Here is a 20,394-nt window from a genome sequence, read left to right as displayed (position 1 = left end):
TCCCATTATTTCATCCGCAAGGCGGGTTAAAGTTCCAACATTTCCGTAAGACAGACTGTTTGTGTTTATCGGCTCAGCACTCTGGATGACATCAGAACGCGCGCTGGTAAGGCAAAATACCCGAGCGCAGCATTTTGTCGGAACCCAGGCTGTAATTACTGCTTAAACCACGTAATTCGATATTAAATGACACTTTGTTGTCGTATTCGCTGCTGCGGCTGGCGCTGTTCCAGTCGGTAATTTTACGTTCATAACCGACGCTCACCGCCCAGCAGCAGGTATTGTACTGTAAGCCAATAAGCTGGTTTGCTGGCTGATTGGCCTTGGTGTCGTAATAATAAGCACCCACAACAGCCCAACGTTCGACGATCGGCCAGCTAGCGGTAACACCTACCTGAGAAATACCTTGCTGAGAACCCTGATTGGTCACGTTCGGCAGCATGTCGCGAATATATTCAGGGCTGGCGTAACGGTAGTTTAACTGCACCAGCCGTTCCGCATCGCGACGGTATTCTAACACGACGTCGCCCAGTGCGACTTCGTTCAGGCGATTGTCATATTGCAGACCGCCGCGAACGCCCCAACTGTCATCGATTTTCAGGAAGGAATCACCGGCCCACACCTGGCTGCCGTTGTTATCACTTTTATCGAGTGACGTGTTGCGGTCACCCGTGCGTGGACGATCGAAGTAATAGATTTGACCAATAGAAGCGTTAAAACGTTCAACTAACGCATCATCATAAATACGCGTGGTGACACCGGTCGCAATCTGATTCGCGGACGCGATGCGATCCAGGCCGCTGTAGCTGCGATCGCGGAACAGGCCAGAATAGTCGGTCTGCATCAATGTCGAGTCATAGGTATGAATGCTGCTTTGATCGCGATAAGGCACGTACAGGTATTGCGCGCGAGGCTCCAACGTCTGGGTATAGGCCTGTGACCAGTCCATTTCGCGTTCAAAGACCATTTTGCCATCGACTTTATATTGCGGCATAACGCGGTTAACTGAACTTTTGAGCGCATTTTTATTCACGTCACTGACATTCGGATCTGCACGGTAACGTTCCAGATTATCCTGTTGGTAGTGCGTTGCTAATAGCTTGGCTTCGGTGTTCAGGCTGGCCCAGCGGTTTGCCAGCGGAAGATTCAGCGTAGGTTCAACGTGCAGACGCGTCGCTTCTGGCCGATTGTCGTTGACGTTGGTAAATTTTACCGCCTGACCATAAAGGTGCATATCAACCGGGCCGATATCATTCTGGTAATAATTGATATCAAGCTGGGGCTCTGCGCGGTACACATCACGGCTGGTCACATTGGAAAAGACCTGAAACTGTCTGGTGGACAGTGTGGTATTCCAGTTTTGGTTCGCATAGCCCGCACTGAGTTTTTGGGTAACGTAACCATCGGTGGTTGAACCGTAATGCGAATCCAGATCGGTAAAGTAGCGGTCGTCGCTGACTTTTGTGTAGTCTGCGTTAAAACGCCACACCTGATCCATCACGCCGCTGTGACCCCAGTGGAACAACCAGCGGGTATCATTATCGTCTTGCGGTGAGGTTTTGGCGTATTCACTGTCGTTAGGTAGCCAGTCGAACTGAATAACGCCAAGGCCCGGTGTGGTCAGATAGCGGAATTCGTTCTGCCACTGCATGCCACGTTTGGTTTGCAGATGCGGCGTGATGGTGGCGTCAAAATTAGGGGCGATATTCCAGTAATAGGGCGTCAGCAGTTCAAAGCCATTGCTGCTACCATATTTCGCATTGGGGATTAGAAAGCCAGAGCGTCGTTTATCGCCGATAGGAAGTTGTAAATACGGGCTGTAGAACACCGGCACGCCACCAATCTTGAAGCGCGCGTTCCAGATTTCAGCAACCTGTTCTTCTCTGTCTTGAATTACTTCCGAACCGACGACACTCCAGCTATTATCTCCCGGCAGACAGGAAGTGAAGGAGCCGTTTTCCAGAATGGTGTAGCGATTGCTATCACGCATTTTCATTTTGTCGGCGGAACCACGCCCTTGACGGCCCACCATCTGATAGTCGCCTTCATAGACGTCGGTATCTTTGGTGCTCAGGTTGGCCCAGGCTTTAGGGCCTTTCAGGATGACCTGATTGTCGTTGTAGTGGACATTTCCCGTCGCAGTAATGGTACGCGTAGGCGTGCTACCCTGCGTTGTCGGATCCAACTGGTTCAGCTCCACCTGCTCGGCGGTCATAACGCTGTTACCCTGCTGGATGTTAACATTGCCAATGAATTTGGCATTGTCGGGATAGTTGGCTTCGGTTTTGTCGGCCTGGATATTGACCGGCAGCTGATTGGGATCGCCGGTTACCAGTGGTCTGTTGTACGTAGGTACACCCAGCATGCACTGTTCAGCGAGATCGGCCAGCGCGTGCTGGCTGTAAAGCGCCGACCAAACCAGAGTGGCCAGCAGAGTTGGGAAACTTTTTTTCATACGTGGTATCAGGTGTTCCGTCATCAGGGGCATCATGCCGGCAAACGGTCAGAGACTATATCACTCGTTAGCGTTGCGCCAGTGTTAAATCCCCACCGCCTATACGCACCGCCGTTAGGTGCAAAGATAAATGACAGGTATGATAAAGCAATTTTTGGCTGACGGCATGAGGATTTGAGGAGTATATGCGGTATTGGGGAAAGTTGCTGGGGTTGGCGCTGGGAATTGTCTCAAGTGCTGGCATCTGGGGAATGATCATGGGTTTACTGATGGGGCATTGGATTGACAGAGCCCGGGCATCACGTCGCCGTGATTATTTCTCTGCTCAGTCCACCCGTCAGTCATTGTTCTTTCTCACGACCTTTCAGGCTATGGGGCATCTGACCAAATCCAAAGGTCGGGTGACGGAAGCGGATATCAAGATCGCGACCAAAATGATGGATCGCCTTGAGCTATTTGGTGAGGCCAGAGCTGCCGCTCAACGGGCTTTCCGCGATGGAAAGACCAGTCATTTCCCTTTGCGAATAAAATTACGCAAGCTTCGCGATGCCTGTCTGGGGCGTTTTGATTTAATTAAGATGTTTCTGGAAATTCAGCTTCAGGTCGCGTTTGTCGACGGTGTTCTGCATCCGAATGAACGTCGTGTGCTGTACGTGATTGCTGATGAACTGGGCGTGACGCGTGAGCAGTTTGAGTTTTTTCTGCGAAATATGGAAAGCCCCACGGGGCAGCAGTCTCGGCAGAATCAGTCACGCCAAAACGGTAAATCGCATCAACGGCGCAGCAATAATTATTCCAGCGGCGGCTACTCTAACGGACACTCTTATGGCGGCCAACGCCCGCCCTCTCCGCCACGTGGACCAACGGTCGAAAGTGCCTGTCGTACGCTGGGTGTGCGCAGTAGTGATGATGCCGCGACGATTAAACGCGCCTATCGCAAACTTATGAGCGAACACCACCCTGACAAGCTGGTCGCCAAGAAGCTTTCACCGAGGATGATGGAGATGGCCAAACGCAAAGCGCAGGATATTCAGGCTGCTTATGAATTGTTGAAAAGCGCGAATCAGACAAAATAATCCGGATTCTTTCCCCTTCATTGCTTCCCTATTTTACCGCGCCACATTTTATCGCCCCACCAAGCCCGACTTGAAAATACCAACCGCGTGTTTATCTCAGAAATCCGCTTCGCAGCGAAAGTGCATCGGGGTATTGAAAGCTGGATGCGTGATAGCCAACTCTTGTGCGTGCAGTAAAAGGCGGGGTGCCATTGCTTTGGCATCGGGGTGCGCATAAAACCCATCGCCGAGGATGGGGTGGCCGAGTGCGAGCAGGTGGACGCGCAGTTGATGAGAGCGACCGGTAATCGGCATCAGCTTGACACGTGTTGTGCCGTCATCGTCACGTGAGAGCACCTGATACTCCGTCTGTGCTGATTTTCCTGTTTCAAAGCAGACTTTCTGTTTCGGACGGTTTGGCCAGTCGCAGATCAGTGGCAGATCGATGACGCCTTCATCCTGTGCCATATGTCCCCAGACGCGGGCAAGGTAGGATTTCTTCGGTTCGCGTTCACGAAACTGGCGCTTTAATTCGCGTTCAGCGGCTTTCGTTAGTGCGACGGCAATCACGCCGCTGGTTGCCATATCCAGACGATGAACGGATTCGGCCGTTGGGTAGTCAACCTGAATACGGTTCATCACGCTGTCTTTGTGTTCTGGCGCGCGGCCGGGAACCGACAGCAGACCGCTGGGTTTATTCACCACCATGATGTGCTGATCCTGATACAGAATGTGCAACCAGGGATCGGTAGGCGGATTATAGGGTTCCATTCACGCTCCAAAATACGCAAAAACAGGGACGTCGTTGCTGTTTGATCGAGATACACGGGCCTATCACGGGGCGAGGTGTTCCTGCGGAAACCTCATCCCCGTGCTTTCCCTAATATGCTGCTATCCGTACGCTGAAAAACCTGGCTGCCCATACTACGCATAACGCATAGGACGGGCGGCACATTACTGATGCGTCACCACGACCAGACGGATCGCATCCAGACGCCAGTTGGCTTCGTGCAGATTGCTCAGCACCTGCTCACGCTGATTTTCCAGTGCGGTCAGCTCATCTTCACGAATGTTTGGATTGACGGCTTTCAGCGCCTCCAAACGTTCCAACTCGCGGCGCAGTTGCAGATCGGCCTGCTGTTGGGCTTCGGTGATGAGCTGGCGCGCCTGCGTTTCCACTAGCGCTTCCGCCTGTTGCAACATGGCGTGAACATCGGATTGCACTGCATTCACCAGCTTGCTGGAAGTATGACGGTTTACCGCGTTGAGCTGACGGTTGAAGCTCTCAAACTCAACCTGTGCTGCCAGATTCGTGCCTTTACGATCCATCAGCAGGCGAACCGGCGTGGGTGGTAGGAAGCGAGTCAGTTGCAAGTGTTTTGGTGCCTGAGCTTCCACAACGTAAACCAGTTCAGCCAGCAACGTGCCGACCGGCAGCGCTTTATTTTTCAGCAAAGAAACCGCACAACTTCCGGTATCACCGGACAGCACTAGATCGAGCCCGTTACGGATGAGCGGGTGTTCCCAACTGATAAACTGTGCGTCTTCGCGGGAGAGTGCCTGATCGCGATCGAAAGTGATCGTACAACCGTCCTGCGGCAGACCAGGGAAGTCCGGCACCAGCATATGATCGGATGGCGTCAGAATGATCAGGTTATCGCTGCGATCTTCCTGATTGATGCCAACGATATCAAACAGATTCAGAGCAAATGTCACCAGATTGACGTCATTATCCTGTTCGGCAATCGCCTGTGCCAACAGCTGAGCTTGTTCGCCACCGTTAGAATGCATTTCCAGCAGGCGATCGCGACCTTGTTCAAGCTGCTGCTTCAGGCTGTCGTGCTGTTGGCGGCAGGTATGGATAAACTCATCCAGTCCCTGTTGTTCACCAACGGTCGTCAATCGCTCGATCAACTGCGTATGGTGGGCATCATAGATGGTGCGGCCTGTCGGACAGGTGTGCTCAAACGCATCCAGCCCTTCGTGATACCAGCGTACCAACAAGGCCTGCGCAGTGTTTTCCAGATAGGGCACCAGAATCTGAATTTCTCTGGCCTGCCCGATACGGTCCAGACGACCAATACGCTGTTCCAGCAGATCGGGGTTGAACGGCAGATCGAACATTACTAAATGGCTAGCAAACTGGAAGTTACGGCCTTCCGAGCCAATCTCTGAACAGATCAGCACCTGTGCGCCTTCTTCTTCAGACGCAAAATAGGCGGCGGCGCGGTCACGTTCCAGAATCGACAACCCTTCGTGGAAGACGGCGGCGCGGATCGCTTCACGCGTGCGCAGCACTTGCTCCAACTGGAGCGCTGTCGCTGCCTGTGCGCAGATCACCAACACTTTTTCATCACGGTTGGCGGTCAGGTAGTTCAGCAGCCATTCCACGCGCGGATCGAAGTTCCACCAGGTGGCATCGTCCCCTTCGAGCTGTTGATAAATTTGTTCCGGGTACAGCATGTCGCGCGCGCGGGTTTCCAGCGGCTTATTCGCATTCATAATGCCAGAAACTTTGATTGCTGTTTGATACTGCGCTGGCAGCGGCAGGCGGATTTGATGCAGGACACGCTGCGGGAAGCCTTTAACGCCTTGGCGCGTATTGCGGAACAACACGCGGCTGGTGCCGTGGCGATCCATCAGCATGGTGATCAGTTCCTGACGCGCCTTCTGATTGTCATCGCTGTCGCTATTGATGGCTTTCAGCAACGGCTCGACGTCCTGTTCACCCAGCAGATCGCTCAGCGCATTCAGTTCAGCCGTTTGGGCTTTTTCGCCTGCTAATAACAGTGTGACGGCGTCGGCGACTGGGCGGTACTGCTGCTGTTCGGCAACGAATTCCTGATAGTCGTGGAAACGGTTGGGATCGAGCAGGCGTAAGCGCGCAAAGTGGCTCTGTTGGCCGAGCTGTTCCGGCGTTGCGGTTAATAGCAGAACGGCGGGGGTGGCGCGTGCCAGTGTTTCAATGGCCTGATATTCCGGGCTGGGGCTTTCTTCACTCCAAACCAGATGATGGGCTTCATCAACCACCAGCAGATCCCAGTCGGCGTTGACTAACTGGGCAAAACGCTGGGCGCTGCGTTGAACAAATCCCAGCGAGCAGATCACCAACTGTTCGGTTTCAAACGGATTACTGCTGTCCAGCTTGGCTTCGGCATAGCGCCCGTCGTCAAACAGTGAGAACAGCAGGTTAAAGCGGCGCAGCATTTCGACCAGCCACTGATGTTGCAGGGTTTCCGGTACGACAATCAGCACGCGACTGGCACGACCCGCCAGCAACTGCTGGTGGATGATCATACCAGCTTCAATGGTTTTCCCCAGACCAACTTCGTCCGCCAGCAAAACGCGTGGTGCGTGGCGTTGGCCGACTTCATGCGCGATGTGAAGCTGATGGGGGATAAGGCTGGCACGCATGCCGCGCAAACCGCCCCATTGTTGCAGTGCCTGCTCGTTCTGATGCTTGCGGGCGCGATAGCGCAGGGCAAAGCGATCCATACGATCAATCTGTCCGGCGAACAGGCGGTCTTGCGGTTTGTTGAACGTCAGTTTGCTGTCCAGAAAGACTTCGCGCAGTTCCGCCGGTGTTTCATCGTCCAGGCGTTGGCCGCAATACACCAGCAACCCTTTTTCTTCTCGCACGTCATCAACCTTGAGCTGCCAGCCTTCATGGCTGGTGACGGTGTCGCCGGGATTGAACATCACGCGGGTGATGGGGGCGTCACTGCGGGAATAAAGTCGGTTTTCACCGCTGGCAGGGAAAAGCAGCGTTATCATACGCGTATTGACGGCAACAACCGTTCCCAGTCCAAGTTCGCTTTCCGTATCGCTGATCCAGCGCTGACCAAGTGTAAAAGGCATAAATTCTTAGCTCGATGTCGTTTGTGTCGGGGGAATGTCTGATTACATTATCGGGTGCCAATAATGCTGCTGATGCAAATTCAGAAAGGGCGTTATGGTAATGGATGATGGCGCGTTCGTCACCTCTCAAACTTGCTGTACTGTGAATTAACCGCTTTCATTTAAGATCATCCCATCCAGGCATTTAAAATAATCCCATCTGACCTGTCACCAGTGTAGCAAAATCGTCATGAAGGAAAGGAAGAATGGCGTCCGCGACGGGCTGGAGCTGACGTTCTACATAATGCTGGTAATCCAGATGTGAATGCTGGGTTTCCAGCGGCTCAGGGCCATTGACGGTCATCACATAGCTGATCCAGCCACCGTTTTGGTATTGCAGCGGCCGCCCTTGCTGGCGGTTATAGTCATCGGCGATTTTCGCGGCTCTGGCGTGTGGCGGCACGTTGCGCTGATAATCATCAAGCTTGCGACGCAGCCGTTTACGGTAGATCAGCAGATCGTCAAAATCACCGTTAAGAGTATGGTCGACATAATCCCGCAGCCAGTCTTGATAAGGCTGCTTTTGAAAAATCAGCAGATAGAGTTGTTGTTGAAATTGCTGTGCCAGCGGCGTCCAGTCGGTACGCACGGTTTCCAGTCCTTTGAACACCATCTTTTCGCCTTGTGGCGTGTCAATCAAGCCAGCATAGCGTTTTTTACTGCCTTGTTCCGCGCCGCGAATGGTTGGCATCAGGAAGCGGCGAAAATGCGTTTCAAACTCCAGCTCCAGCGCACTGGTTAACTGCTGAGTATCTTGCAAATGCTGTGTCCACCACTGATTAACGTGTTGCACCAGTGATTTTCCAATCTTTGCGGCTTCCTCTTCGCTATGTGCGTGCTTAAGCCAGACGAACGTGGAGTCGGTATCGCCATAAATCACCTGATAGCCTTGTTCTTCGATCAGCTCACGCGTTTTACGCATGATCTCATGGCCGCGTAGGGTGATAGAGGAGGCGAGGCGCGGATCGAAGAAGCGGCAGCCTGTGGCACCCAGAACACCGTAAAAGGCATTCATGATGATCTTCAACGCCTGTGATAGCGGCTTATTGTTGGTGCGCTTCGCTGCTTCACGCCCTTGCCAGATTTGCTCGACAATCGCAGGTAAACAGTGCTGTTCGCGGGAGAACCATGCCCCGCGAAAACCGGAGACGGCATGCTGAGCGTCTGGGTTCTGTGTTCCTACCGCCAGTCCGACTGGGTCGATCAGAAAGGTGCGTATAATCGAGGGGTAGAGGCTCTTGTAATCCAGTACTAAGACCGAATCATATAGGCCGGGACGCGAATCCATCACAAACCCGCCAGGGCTGGCTTCAAGTGCGACTTCGCCCAGATTAGGGGCGACATAACCCATGCGGTGCATGCGTGGTAAATAAAGGTGGGAAAATGCCGCGACGGAGCCGCCGCTGCGGTCTGCCGCCAGCCCAGTGACGCTAGAACGTTCCAGTAAGAAAGGCAACAGCTCGGTCTTGTCGAAAATACGCGTGACTAATTCGCAATCTTGCAGATTATAGCGAGCGAGTGCGGGCTTATCTTCGGCAAAGCGGCGGTCAATTTCATCCATCCGCTGATAGGGTGTATCGATGGCTTTGCCTTCTCCCAGCAGCGACTGCGCGACAAACTCCAGACTGAATGAGGCAAAATTCCACGTTGCAGATTTGAGCGCTTCAATGCCGTCAATAATCAGACGGCCGGTTGCGCTAGCAAAGAAATGTCCCTGCTTAAAGCCGTGTTCCCGCCACTCCAGTGCGTGTCCATTACGCCCCAACTGGAGCGGAATGTTGTAGCGCTCGGCATGTTTCTGCAAAACGCGCAGGTCAAACTGCACCAGATTCCAGCCGATGATGGCATCGGGATCGTGCTGTTGCATCCAGGTGTTCAGTTTTTCCAGCAGTAGCGGACGGCTGGCGACGTATTCAAGCGTGAAATCATCGTTTTCGGCAGGCGTACCGTTCGGCGGGCCGAGCATGTAAACCTGGCGCTGTCCGCAGCCTTCCAGCCCAATGCAGTAAAGCTCGCCGTGGCGGGTGGTTTCGATATCCAGCGACACCAGCCTGAGCGTCGGGCGATAGTCGGGATTGGGTTTCATGCGAGCCTGCGTCAGCAGATTACCTGACGTAGGTGTGCCACTCAGCCACACGGGTGCGGTGATAAAGCGTTCCATCAGAAAGCGTTCCGGTGGGCGAATATCCGCTTCGTAGATCTGAACACCGCCTTCACGTAGCAACTTTTCCAACCGCATCAGCTGCCGGTATTGTGGGCAATACAGTCCCAACAGCGGTTGATGATGGAAATCCTGCATGGCGAGCGGCTTTAACTGCCAGCGTTTTTCCTGCTGTAAGAGTGTTCTTGCGCGGGCTTCCTGCTGTGCAGGAATAAAGGCAATGGCCTCTTGTATCGGCAGCCGTGCGAGCAGCGGGCCCTCATCGGTAGCCAGCCAAAATTCAACCTGCGTGCCTGCTGGCGTATCGTTCCAGTGGCGGGTCAGTAGAAACCCCTGACGAACCTGAGTCACTAAGCGGCCTTTTATAGCAAGCGAGATAAGGGAGGAGAGTAATACTAAGTATGGTTATTTATACAGGTAATGTCCAGAGACATCACCTGTATAAAAGACAGAGGGAAATTGGGGTTAATATTCGTCGTGTACGGCAGAAACCACGCGGTTACGGCCTTCCTGCTTGGCTTGATACAGGGCTTTATCTGCCAGCTTGAAAGTATGTTCGATTGATACATCGCTGACGGCCGGTTGCCACAGCGCTACACCCAATGAGATCGTAACACTTCCCACAACAGGAATGGTTGATTCCTGTGTGCGTTGCCGCAGCCGTTCGGCAATGTCGAGTGCCATATCCAGCGTGGTTTCTGGCAGCAGTATCAGGAACTCCTCGCCGCCGCTGCGGCACAGAATATCGGAATCGCGCGAGTTGGTACGAATCAACTGCGACAAATAACGAATGACGTTGTCCCCCACGTCGTGCCCGTGGGTATCATTGATGCGTTTGAAGCGGTCGATATCCAGTGCGATGACGGCAAAGCTTTTCTGCCCCATTTGCCAATAGCGGAGAGCGCTATCCAATCCACGACGATTGAGCAGTTCGGTCATCGGGTCTGAGTGTGCCTCAGAGCGTAATTTACCGATCTTACGCTGGAGTAAATCGATACCCAGTAACATCGCCTGTTTGAGCTGTGAGGCTTCAAAATACCAGGAATGGATATTTCTAATATCGTCGGAAACGTCCGTCGCATCCATCTTATTGGCGCTGCGTGCCAATAGCCAAAGCGGCTGCGCGATGAGCCGGGCAAGTAGCCAGACGCAGAATATGGTTAAAAGCGCTAGCGGGAGCGTGTGGCGCAGAACGTTCAGCATCAGGCCATCCAGTGGTTTCAGCGTAATTTCTGTCGGGCGTAGAGCCACAATCTCCCACTGTGAGGTGGATTCAACGGCATAGCCCGCGAGCATTTTTTCACCCAGATAGTTCACCATATGCTGGCTGCCATTATCTTCGTGTAGCGCGTCGATCTTCAGGTTATTGGTTTCTGTTTTGCCAATGCGCTCTATATCGCGGTGATACAGCATTTTTTTGTTTTTATCAGTGACGTAGATATAAGAGCCGTCGCGGTAATAGTGTTTATCTAATAGCGTATTGAGAACGCTAGGCTGCTTAAGATAAATCGATCCGCCAACAAAGCCTTTGTATCGCCCATCCCGAGTGAAAATTGGTGTAGATATCAGCACGATGAAGTTATTGGCGGCAGACATATAGGGTTGGCTAATGAGAGGCCGCTTTTCTTTCAAGGCTTCGAGTGCACCGTCTGTTGTCAGGCTTTTCCCGATTAACTGAAAGGTATCGGGTGATGTGGCTCTGATGATACCTTTTTCATCGGCAATGACGACAGAGTTGAAATTGCTGGTCTGCAGCCGCAGGCGGTCAGCTTCTTTAAACAGACTGACCTTATCATCCATCAGGGGGGCGACAATATTTGCACTGTAGGCTAACTGCTGCTGTGATTCTTTAAAGAAAGAATGGGTCATTGCTGTGAGCTTGGTGGCGTAAACGCGATTGGCCTCAAGCGTGTTATCAATCAGAAGCTCTCGTTGGACGCGATAGCTGGCATAAAAGCTGTTTGCCAGCGTCACCAATGCGCTTGCCACTGCCAGTAATAGGATAAGGCGTCGTAATCCGAAATGTTTGAGTAGTTTAAAAAACATAGTGGCAGTGCGGTACAGTGGCAAAAAATGACCGCTATCATAAGTGTAGATGCCCGTCGGTGCAAAAGAATTGACCAGAAAAATACATTACTGAAGTAGGGCTAACGGCTTGAATTAGAAAATGATATTACATGCCTCTTTATAAGACGAATAGTTGATATTTATCAAAACGCATGGGGTCTTTTGTCTGAAACACAGAGCGTGTTTCAACCCTGGATAGATAAATCGCGCTACATATTTTCAGCAGGATATTGCTGGGCTTTTACATTAACCACATCGGATGAAGCGGAAAAATCAGGAGTTGACGGCTTCTGCTATGATCCAGACAATCCTTGTTTTTATAAAGTACGGGTAGGTTTTATGGAAGCGTGGCTGGATCATCTGGTTACTCAATCACTCGCGTATTCACTGATCGCCGTCATGCTGGTTGCCTTTCTGGAATCTCTGGCTCTGGTGGGGCTGCTGCTGCCGGGCACTGTGATGATGGCAACGCTGGGGGCGCTGATCGGCAGCGGACAAATGGGGCTGTATCCAGCGTGGGCGGCTGGAATTATCGGTTGCCTTCTAGGGGACTGGATTTCTTATTTTATTGGCATGCGTTTCAAAGCGCCGCTGCATAATTGGTCTTTCCTGAAAAAGTATCAGGCGTTACTGAACAAAACCGAATATGCCCTGTATCAACACCCGATGCCGACAATATTGATCGGGCGTTTTGTTGGTCCAACGCGGCCATTAATCCCGATGGTGGCGGGAATGCTGGGGTTGCCGCCGTATAAATTCGCGGTGCCGAATATCATCGGCTGCCTGCTGTGGCCACCGGCCTATTTCTTACCCGGTATTCTGGCTGGGGTGGCGATTGATATTCCTGCTGGGACGAACAGCGCGGGCTTTAAGTGGTTATTGTTGGCAACCGCCATCGTGGTGTGGGTCGCAGGCTGGTTAAACTGGCGTTGGTGGCGCAGCGATCAGCGTAAACAGCAAGATTGGTTTAGCAAAAAGCTACCGCTTAGACGTCTGCGTTGGGTGGCTCCCGTGGTATCTGTGGCGGCGGTTGCATCGTTGATCGTGCTGATTCAGCACCCGCTGATGCCGGTTTACCGTCATCTGTTATGGCAGGTGTTAAACGGGTGAGAGTGGGCAGGCCGGGCAAGACCCCGGCCACGCCATCTAGCAGTAAAACTCGGCGACCTGCTCGAAAATACGCATTTCTTCCCCGTGACGACGCACCTGAAGGACGTCTTCCAGTTTTTCCACCTGACTGATCATCTGCTGTAGTCGCTGGTCATCTTTGACGAGTAGCCAGATTCGGCTTTCTTCACCGTTTGCCAGTGGCATACAGAGAATGCCTTCCACGTTAAATGCCCGGCGGGCAAACAGACCACAAACGTGTGACATCACGCCGGGATGGTTGCGTACAGAGAGTTCTAGCGTGACCTGATTTGACGTTGGTTGAGTTTGCATAGTCATTAATCTCCGATCATATCGATGTTCGCTGCGCCCGGTGGCACGATGGGGAAAACTTTTTCATTGGCGTCAATACGTACGTGGATTAACGCCGGGCCCGGCTGGTTAAGCGCTTCTTTCAACGCGGCTTGCGGGTCGGTTGCTGCATTCAGATCGCAGGTTGCAAAGCCGAAACCTGCGGCAATCGCGAGAAAATTGGTGTTGTAGCGGTAATCGGCGGCGAAGATGCGCTGCTGGAAAAACATATCCTGCTGCTGGTGGACCAGACCAAGCGACTGGTTGTTCATCAGGACGATTTTTACATTGAGTCCTTCTTCCGCTGCGGTCGCCATTTCCTGAATATTCATCATCAGGCTGCCATCACCCGAGAAACACACCACGGTACGATCGGGTTCAGCCAGCGCTGCACCAATCGCCGCAGGCAAGCCAAAGCCCATCGTGCCAAATCCGCCGGATGTCAGCCACTGGCGCGGACGACGCAATGGATAAGACTGAGCGACCCACATCTGGTGTTGACCAACATCAGTCGTGATGATGGCATCATCCGTCAGCGCCTGCGCCGTAGCCTGAACCAGACCATAATGGCTTAACGGATCGTCAGCATTCGGCATGCTGAAGGGGAATTCTTGTTGCAGCCCGCTAACGGTTGCACGCCATACGTCACGCTGCTGTGGGGTGATGTGTGGCAGCAGATGATCCAGTGCCTCAGCGACATCCGCATTGATCGCTACGTGCGGCTGGCGGATCTTGCCCAACTCGGCCGGATCAATATCGATGTGAATGATGCTGGCCTGTGGGCAGAACTGTTCCGCTTTACCAATGGCACGATCGTCAAAACGCGCACCCAGCACAATTAACAAATCCGCCTGTTCTAAGATCAGATTGGTTGATCGTGCGGCGTGCATCCCCAACATACCGAGCGACAGGGGATGATCGACTGGCATGGCACCCAAGGCCATCAGCGTCATGGTGGTTGGCAGGTTAGCGCGTTCTGCCAGTTGAACCGCCTGTTCGTGTGCGACACCGCTAATAATTCCGCCACCCAAATAGAGAATCGGACGCTGAGCTGCGTTAATCATAGCCGCAGCCCGTTCAATGTCCTGTTGGGCAACAGTGGGTGGCGTATCGAGAGGGAAAATGCCCAGCAGTTCGCTCAGTTCAATGGTCGCGTTCTGAATATCTTTTGGAATATCGATCCACACGGGGCCGGGACGACCCGATTGTGCGATACGGAAGGCCTCTGGGATCACGCGCGGCAGTTCGTTGATATCACGAACCAGATAGTTATGTTTGGTGACGGGAATGGAGATGCCGTAAGTGTCGACTTCCTGAAATGCATCGGTACCGATCATGCTAGAAGGCACCTGACCGGTAATACATACCAGCGGGATTGAATCCAGTTTGGCGTCGGCGATGGCGGTAATCAGGTTGGTCGCCCCTGGTCCGCTGGACGCCATACAAACCGCGGCGCGTCCGCTGGCTCGCGCCATGCCTTGTGCCATAAACCCCGCACCTTGCTCGTGGCGGGCAAGAACATGGCGGATAGTCTGACTTTGGCTCAGAGCATCATATAACGGCAGTGCTGCGCCGCCGGGGATGCCCGCTACGGTGGTGATACCCTGCTGTTCGAGCAGCCGAACAATTAACTGAGCGCCTGTATAACGCATGCTTACATCCTTCATCAGGGCCGGTGCGGTGTCGGAGCGGGGAGGGTAGAAACAAGAAACCCCGCTCGGCTGGCGCCGGCGGGGTTTGAGAATCTTCGATTCGGAACCCGTTACGGCGCGCTGCCGACGACGACCACGACGACCACGCGCACGACGACGACCGCGTCAACATGCGCGGTGTTTAGTAGTGCTGAAGTGGAAGAAGAGTAGTGCGTCACGGGAATCCTAATTTATGTTCGGGTTATTTACATTCGGGCGCTTTATGGTTGAGCGTTGTGTTCGAATGAGTAATCAATCGCCAATCCATATAAGCACAGCAGTACAAAAAGACACAATACCTACAAGGGATAAAAACGGAATATGTCGAATTGGTCACAATATATTGATATTTCACTGCGCGATTACCGCTTAAGTTTTCATCTAAAAGCCGGAGAATCGTGACTGTTTTCACAACTGGAACACGGTTTCAATGTTATAAAATATCAAATAATCATTGAGATAGTGGGGTAGCAATAAATGAGTATCTCCCGAACGATGGGAAAAGGCGCGCTAAGCGGTATTTTGCTGATGGCGATGGGGATAAGCCAGGCGATGGCCTGTCAGGCTGGCCCTGCCAACGAGTGGATGCGGGGTATTGAACAGCAGCGTCAGGCGGATTTGGGTAATGGCTGCTACCTCAACCCTATCATTGCGGGCGATCATCCCGACCCTACGATTATCAAAGATGGGGAGGATTACTACATGACGTTCTCGTCATTTGACGATATCCCCGGACTGTTAATTTGGCACTCGCGCGATTTGGTGAACTGGCAGCCGCTTGGCCCCGCGATAACGACGCCCGTTGACGCGATTTGGGCTCCAGATCTAGTGAAGTACAACGATAAATATTACCTCTACTTCACGACGAACCGGATTATCGATGCTAAAGGGACGAAAAAGAAAACGCTGTATGTAATTACTGCCGATGATATTCGCGGCCCGTGGACGCCGCCGAAAGATACCGGCCTGAAAAATCCGGCCAGCGATCCCGGACATGTGGTGGGAGAAGACGGTAAGCGTTACATCTTTATGTCTGGCGGCAATCGTGTGCAGTTAACGGATGACGGGCTGTCGACGGTCGGTGAAATGGAGGTGGTCTATCAGGGATGGCAGTACCCAGAAGAGTGGGATGTGGAAAGCTTCTCGCAGGAAGGGCCGAAGATGCTGCGCCACGGCGATTACTTCTACATGGTGCTGGCGGAAGGCGGCACGGCTGGGCCACCAACGGGACACATGGTGATTGCTGCTCGATCGAAGTCGATCAACGGGCCGTGGGAAAACTCACCGCATAATCCGATTATTCGCACGCAGGATCGTTCAGATAAGTGGTGGTCGCGCGGTCACGCGACACTGATCGAAGGGCCTGATAAAAACTGGTACATGGTGTATCACGGTTATGAAAACGGCTTTATGACGCTGGGACGGCAGGCGATGCTGGAGCCAATTGTCTGGGGCGATGACGGTTGGTTTACCTCTGCTGGATTCGATACTGGCAAACCGATTCGTAAACCGGAAGGTGGCGAGGCGGTGCCTCATGGTATCGGCTGGTCCGATAGTTTTACCGACGAGAAATTTCCAGCCCGCTGGCATTTCTACCGTGCCAATGCGGAAGAGCTAAAGCGGGTTACGCTCACCGACGGCAAGTTGCACCTGAAAGCAAAAGGAACATCGCCAAAAGACAGCGCACCGCTGACGATGATCCCCGGCGATCAGGCTTACCAAATTGAAGTCACGGCGAATTTCGCCCCCGGAGCACAGGCTGGTTTGCTGTTGTTCTACAATGCGAAACTTTACGTCGGGCTGTCGTTTAATCAGGATGGTACGGTGATGCACCGCTATGGGCTGGAAAGGGCGGAGAAGAAACTGCCGCACATTGCGGGCAATGAGGTGCAAATTCGGATGAAAAATGATCGTCATATCGTGACGTTTTACACCCGAACCTCTGATCAGGAACCGTGGAAGAAATATCCGGTGCAGATGGAAGTGTCTGGCTACCATCACAACGTGGCGTACGACTTCCTCAGTTTGCGGCCAGCGTTGTATGCGTCGGGCGAAGGCGAGGTCACGTTCAGTAACCTGCGCTATCAGGCTCTGCCTTAACTTCTCAACTCGAAGACGGGCGTGAAATTCCCAGGATGGCGGCAGCATCGGCGCTGCCATCCTGTAACGCCTGAGTCGGCCCATCATAATAAATTTTCCCGTCTACGATCAGTACCGTACGTTTTGCGATCCGCATGGCATCATCCAGATTGTGGGACACCATCAGCAGCGTAAACTGGCGTTCCTCACACACGCTTTCAACCAGATCGAGCATCTCCTGACGTAGTGCGGGATCGAGTGCCGAAAACGGTTCATCCAACAGCAGAATGGGCTGGTGACGCACCAGACAGCGTGCTAATGCCGCGCGCTGACGCTGTCCGCCGGACACCTGCGAGGGCAGACGATCCAGAAGATCGGTTAATCCGACCCTGTCGGCAATTTGCCGCAGCGTTTCGCGCTGTGCCGCATTGAGCCGCAGACCAGGGTGCAACCCCAGCGCGATGTTCTGCCCAATCGTCAGGTGAGGAAACAGGTTATTTTCCTGAAACAGAATCGAAACCGGCCGTTTGGCTGGGGGCGTCTCGCGGTGAGATTCGCCGTTAAGCCTCAATTCGCCGCTGTCTGCCATCAGGAAGCCAGCCACCAGATTTAACAGCGTGCTTTTCCCCGCGCCGCTGGGGCCGAGGATGGCGATGCGCTCTCCCGGTTTGACGTGAAAATCAAAACGCATGGGTAAGTGCTGATAGAAGTAGGTCAATTTCTCAAGCGCGATCATGACGGCCTGCCAGTTTCTCAATCAGGGTAAATAACATAAAGCACAGCAGCATCAACAACAGTGCCGTGACTGCGCCGTCGGCGCTGCGATAGGAGCCAATTTGCTGGTACAGGTAGAACGGCAGCGTGCGGAATTGCTCATTGCCGAATAGCGCGATAACGCCGAAATCCCCGATCGACAGCACGCAGGCAAAGGCTAACGCTTGTGCGAGCGGCTGTTTCAGCGCGGCGAGTTCGATCAACTTCAATCGCTGCCAGCCGCGAATATCCAGTGAAATACAAAGCCGGTTGTAGCGCTCAGCAACGTCCAACATGGGGTTTTCCAGCACCTTAATGGCATACGGAATTGCCATCAGCGCATTCGTGAACACGACCAGCGCGTAGGGGGATTGCGGCAACCCGATGCTGTTATTCAGCAACAGGAAAAAGCCGGTTGCCAGCACAATACCCGGCATGGCGAGGATGAGCATACCGCTCAGGTTCATCAACTGCCCGTAGAGTGGCTTCTGGCGTAACTTGAGTTCGCGACTGCTCCAAAGCAGCATCATGGTCAGCACCAGACAGAGTAATCCTGCGCCTAAGGCAATGCGTAGCGAGGTAAACAGCGTTTGCCAGAGCACAGGCTGTTGCAGCACGGAAACCAATGAGCGGTTCACGCCATCAACGACCACGGCCAGCAAGGGGGGAACAACCAATAACAACAGTGCGCCGATCAGCAGGCTGTCAGTAAGACGGCTTAAGGCGCTATCCTGCGGGTTACGCCAGGCAAGCTGCTGCGTACTGCCGACAGGCAAAATACTCCCCAACCGCTGGCTCAACAGCACCAAACCGAGACAACAGACCATCTGAATTAATGCCAGCAGTGCCGCGCGTGCCGGATCGTAATCAAAGCTCAATGCCTGATAGATAGCCAGTTCAATCGTGGTCGCCTGCGGACCACCGCCTAGCGACAGAACGGTGGCAAAACTGGCAAAGCAGAGCATAAAAATCAGCGCGCCAGTGGGTAAAATCTGCCTGCGCAGCGCAGGCCATTCCAACAGACGGAAATGCTGCCAGCTGTTCATGCCCAGATTGGCGGCTAACTGACGCTGCTCGGTGGCAATGCCTTCCAGTGACTGCAACAACAGCCGAGTTGCCAGCGGCAGATTGAAGAACACATGCGCCAGCAGGATGCCTTGCAATCCATAGGGCGAAAAGGTGTATTTCAGGTCAAGCCAGCCCAGCGCAGAGGCCAGCCAGCCTTGTCGGCCATACACGCTGAGCAGGCCAAAAACGGCGACCAGTACGGGCAGCACTAGCGTCATTGCGCACAGGCGCAGTAGCCAGCGGTGGCCGGGGAAGCGCCGTCGATACAGCGCTCTGGCAAGAAAAATCGCCGGAACGGTAGAAAATAGCGCAGAGAGAAAGGCCTGCCAGAAGGTAAACCGAATGACATGCCAGAGATAGCTGTCATGCCATAGCGTGCGCCACTGGCTTTCTGGCGCCTGTATCCACAGTGCACCAAAAGCCAGTACGGCAACGGAAATTAACAGCGTGGTGGCCAGTAGCCCTGGCCACAGACGTCCGCCGATCAGTGGCTGACGGCGCGTTGCCATGCCTGAATCCACTGCGTCCTTTGGTCGGCAACATCCTGCGCGCTGAACTGCATGGCTTTCTCAGGAACCGTGAGCGTCGCGAAGCCTGCTGGCAGTTCGGTTTTAATGGCCGGATACATCCAGTTGGTGGTGGGAATAGCCTGCTGGAAGGTTGGGCTCAGGATGAACTGCATAAAGCGTTTTGCCAGCTCGGGATTTTTGCTGGAAGCCAACTGTCCGGCGATTTCGATTTGCAGATAATGCCCTTCGCTAAAGGTGGCTGCCGCGTAGTTGTCTTTCTTCTCTTCGATAATGTGATAGGCCGGTGACGTGGTATAGCTCAGCACCAGATCCGCTTCCCCTTTAAGGAACAGACCATAGGCTTCGCTCCAGCCTTTGGTCACGGTAACTGTTTTTTTCGCCAGCTTCTGCCAGGCTTGCGGCGCATCGTTGCCGTACACTTTCTGCATCCACAGCAGCAGACCTAACCCTGGCGTGCTGGTACGCGGGTCCTGATAGATCACTTTCCACGGTGCGTTGCTGTCCACCAGTTCATGCAGGCTTTTCGGTGGGTTCTTCAGCGTGTCTTTGTTATACACAAACGCGAAATAGCCGTAGTCGTAAGGGATGAACGTTTTATTGCTCCAGCCGCCCGGCACCGTGACGGCGCTGGTGTCCTGACCGTGTGGCGTAAACAGGCCAGTTTGCTCAGCAGCCTGCAACAGATTGTTGTCCAGCCCAAGAATGATGTCCGCTTTGCTGTTTTTGCCTTCCATACGCAGACGGTTCAGCAGCGATGCACCATCCTCCAGTGCGACGAAATTCAATTCGCACTCGCACTCTTTTTCAAACGCGGTCTTGATGACGGGGCCTGGGCCCCATTCTGAAGCGAATGAGTCATAGGTATAAACGGTAAGCGCGGGCTTGGCGAAGGCGGATGCTGAGAGCAGTAATAGACAAGGCAGGCTGGTTTTCAGCACGATGGCTGAACGATGTAATAATTGATTTAACACTTTGCACTCCTGAGAATCATAGGGTGGCAAAGGACTTCGAGGCAGCAATAAGCCGCACTCTCAAATCCCTTCGCCGGTATTAACCGGATCAGGTTCGACGGGTATCTTCTCAGCGAAAAATTTTCCGCACCCCGTTGAGAACGGCTCATTGTAAAGGGTTAAGTCGGGTAGCGAAAGGCTCTCCGTGTTCCGGCGACGCGAACCTGGCT

14 protein-coding genes and 1 riboswitch are annotated in these 20,394 nt (G+C 53.4%); of the genes, 3 read left to right on the top strand and 11 right to left on the bottom strand.

Going from position 1 to position 20,394, the window contains the following annotated elements:
• Positions 1–91 precede the first annotated feature (91 nt).
• The gene (lptD, locus tag A0G03_RS15445; RefSeq protein ID WP_048262492.1) at positions 92–2,455 is read right to left on the bottom strand and encodes an LPS assembly protein LptD; all 2,364 of its coding nucleotides are present in this window, start codon (positions 2,453–2,455) and stop codon (positions 92–94) included.
• Positions 2,456–2,640: 185 nt separating this feature from the next.
• On the opposite strand from lptD, the gene djlA reads away from it, so the two are divergent.
• Complete coding sequence (djlA, locus tag A0G03_RS15440; RefSeq protein WP_048262402.1) at positions 2,641–3,531, top strand: co-chaperone DjlA; 891 nt, start codon at positions 2,641–2,643, stop codon at positions 3,529–3,531.
• A gap of 96 nt (positions 3,532–3,627) precedes the next feature.
• Here the strand turns inward: djlA and rluA are convergent, their stop codons facing one another.
• From rluA to A0G03_RS15420, 4 genes are all read right to left on the bottom strand, one after another.
• Positions 3,628–4,281, bottom strand: coding sequence for a bifunctional tRNA pseudouridine(32) synthase/23S rRNA pseudouridine(746) synthase RluA (gene rluA / locus A0G03_RS15435; protein ID WP_048262400.1), 654 nt, complete (start codon positions 4,279–4,281; stop codon positions 3,628–3,630).
• Between the two features lie 183 nt (positions 4,282–4,464).
• On the bottom strand, positions 4,465–7,368 hold the full coding sequence (gene rapA, locus A0G03_RS15430; RefSeq protein ID WP_048262399.1) for an RNA polymerase-associated protein RapA: 2,904 nt from the start codon (positions 7,366–7,368) through the stop codon (positions 4,465–4,467).
• Between the two features lie 184 nt (positions 7,369–7,552).
• On the bottom strand, positions 7,553–9,919 hold the full coding sequence (locus tag A0G03_RS15425; RefSeq protein WP_048262397.1) for a DNA polymerase II: 2,367 nt from the start codon (positions 9,917–9,919) through the stop codon (positions 7,553–7,555).
• A gap of 114 nt (positions 9,920–10,033) precedes the next feature.
• Positions 10,034–11,614, bottom strand: a complete 1,581-nt coding sequence (locus A0G03_RS15420; RefSeq protein WP_048262490.1) for a sensor domain-containing diguanylate cyclase — start codon at positions 11,612–11,614, stop codon at positions 10,034–10,036.
• Between the two features lie 360 nt (positions 11,615–11,974).
• Here A0G03_RS15420 and A0G03_RS15415 point away from each other — a divergent pair, with 360 nt between their 5' ends.
• Positions 11,975–12,745, top strand: coding sequence for a DedA family protein (locus A0G03_RS15415; protein WP_048262395.1), 771 nt, complete (start codon positions 11,975–11,977; stop codon positions 12,743–12,745).
• Positions 12,746–12,781: 36 nt separating this feature from the next.
• On the opposite strand, the gene ilvN is transcribed toward A0G03_RS15415, so the two are convergent.
• The 3 genes from ilvN to A0G03_RS22125 all read right to left on the bottom strand — a co-directional run bounded on the left by ilvN (position 12,782) and on the right by A0G03_RS22125 (position 14,975).
• Positions 12,782–13,075 carry an acetolactate synthase small subunit gene (gene ilvN, locus A0G03_RS15410; protein ID WP_011095347.1) on the bottom strand — a complete coding sequence of 98 codons (294 nt, stop codon included), beginning with the start codon at positions 13,073–13,075 and terminating at the stop codon, positions 12,782–12,784.
• A gap of 5 nt (positions 13,076–13,080) precedes the next feature.
• Positions 13,081–14,745 carry an acetolactate synthase large subunit gene (gene ilvB, locus A0G03_RS15405; protein WP_048262393.1) on the bottom strand — a complete coding sequence of 555 codons (1,665 nt, stop codon included), beginning with the start codon at positions 14,743–14,745 and terminating at the stop codon, positions 13,081–13,083.
• A gap of 110 nt (positions 14,746–14,855) precedes the next feature.
• The gene (locus tag A0G03_RS22125) at positions 14,856–14,975 is read right to left on the bottom strand and encodes an ilvB operon leader peptide IvbL (RefSeq protein ID WP_072062064.1); all 120 of its coding nucleotides are present in this window, start codon (positions 14,973–14,975) and stop codon (positions 14,856–14,858) included.
• Positions 14,976–15,261: 286 nt separating this feature from the next.
• Between A0G03_RS22125 and A0G03_RS15395 the strand changes: the two genes are divergently transcribed.
• On the top strand, positions 15,262–16,884 hold the full coding sequence (locus A0G03_RS15395; protein WP_048262392.1) for a family 43 glycosylhydrolase: 1,623 nt from the start codon (positions 15,262–15,264) through the stop codon (positions 16,882–16,884).
• Between the two features lie 4 nt (positions 16,885–16,888).
• Here the strand turns inward: A0G03_RS15395 and thiQ are convergent, their stop codons facing one another.
• From thiQ to thiB, 3 genes are read right to left on the bottom strand one after another with little or no spacing between them, the layout of a single operon-like run.
• Positions 16,889–17,599, bottom strand: coding sequence for a thiamine ABC transporter ATP-binding protein ThiQ (gene thiQ / locus A0G03_RS15390; RefSeq protein WP_048262390.1), 711 nt, complete (start codon positions 17,597–17,599; stop codon positions 16,889–16,891).
• On the bottom strand, positions 17,586–19,193 hold the full coding sequence (thiP, locus tag A0G03_RS15385; protein ID WP_048262388.1) for a thiamine/thiamine pyrophosphate ABC transporter permease ThiP: 1,608 nt from the start codon (positions 19,191–19,193) through the stop codon (positions 17,586–17,588). The genes thiQ and thiP overlap by 14 nt, the downstream gene beginning before the upstream one ends.
• A complete protein-coding gene (gene thiB, locus A0G03_RS15380; protein WP_143485671.1) occupies positions 19,169–20,152 on the bottom strand; it encodes a thiamine ABC transporter substrate binding subunit in 984 nt (327 codons plus the stop codon). The genes thiP and thiB overlap by 25 nt, the downstream gene beginning before the upstream one ends.
• Before the next feature lie 80 nt (positions 20,153–20,232).
• Positions 20,233–20,329, bottom strand: a riboswitch (TPP riboswitch).
• Positions 20,330–20,394 lie beyond the last annotated feature (65 nt).

Origin of the sequence: Pectobacterium peruviense, assembly GCF_002847345.1 — a bacterium.
GTDB classification, from domain to species: domain Bacteria; phylum Pseudomonadota; class Gammaproteobacteria; order Enterobacterales; family Enterobacteriaceae; genus Pectobacterium; species Pectobacterium peruviense.
The sequence above is the reverse complement of the archived record's forward strand: the minus strand, read 5'-3'. Positions and strand labels throughout refer to the sequence as shown.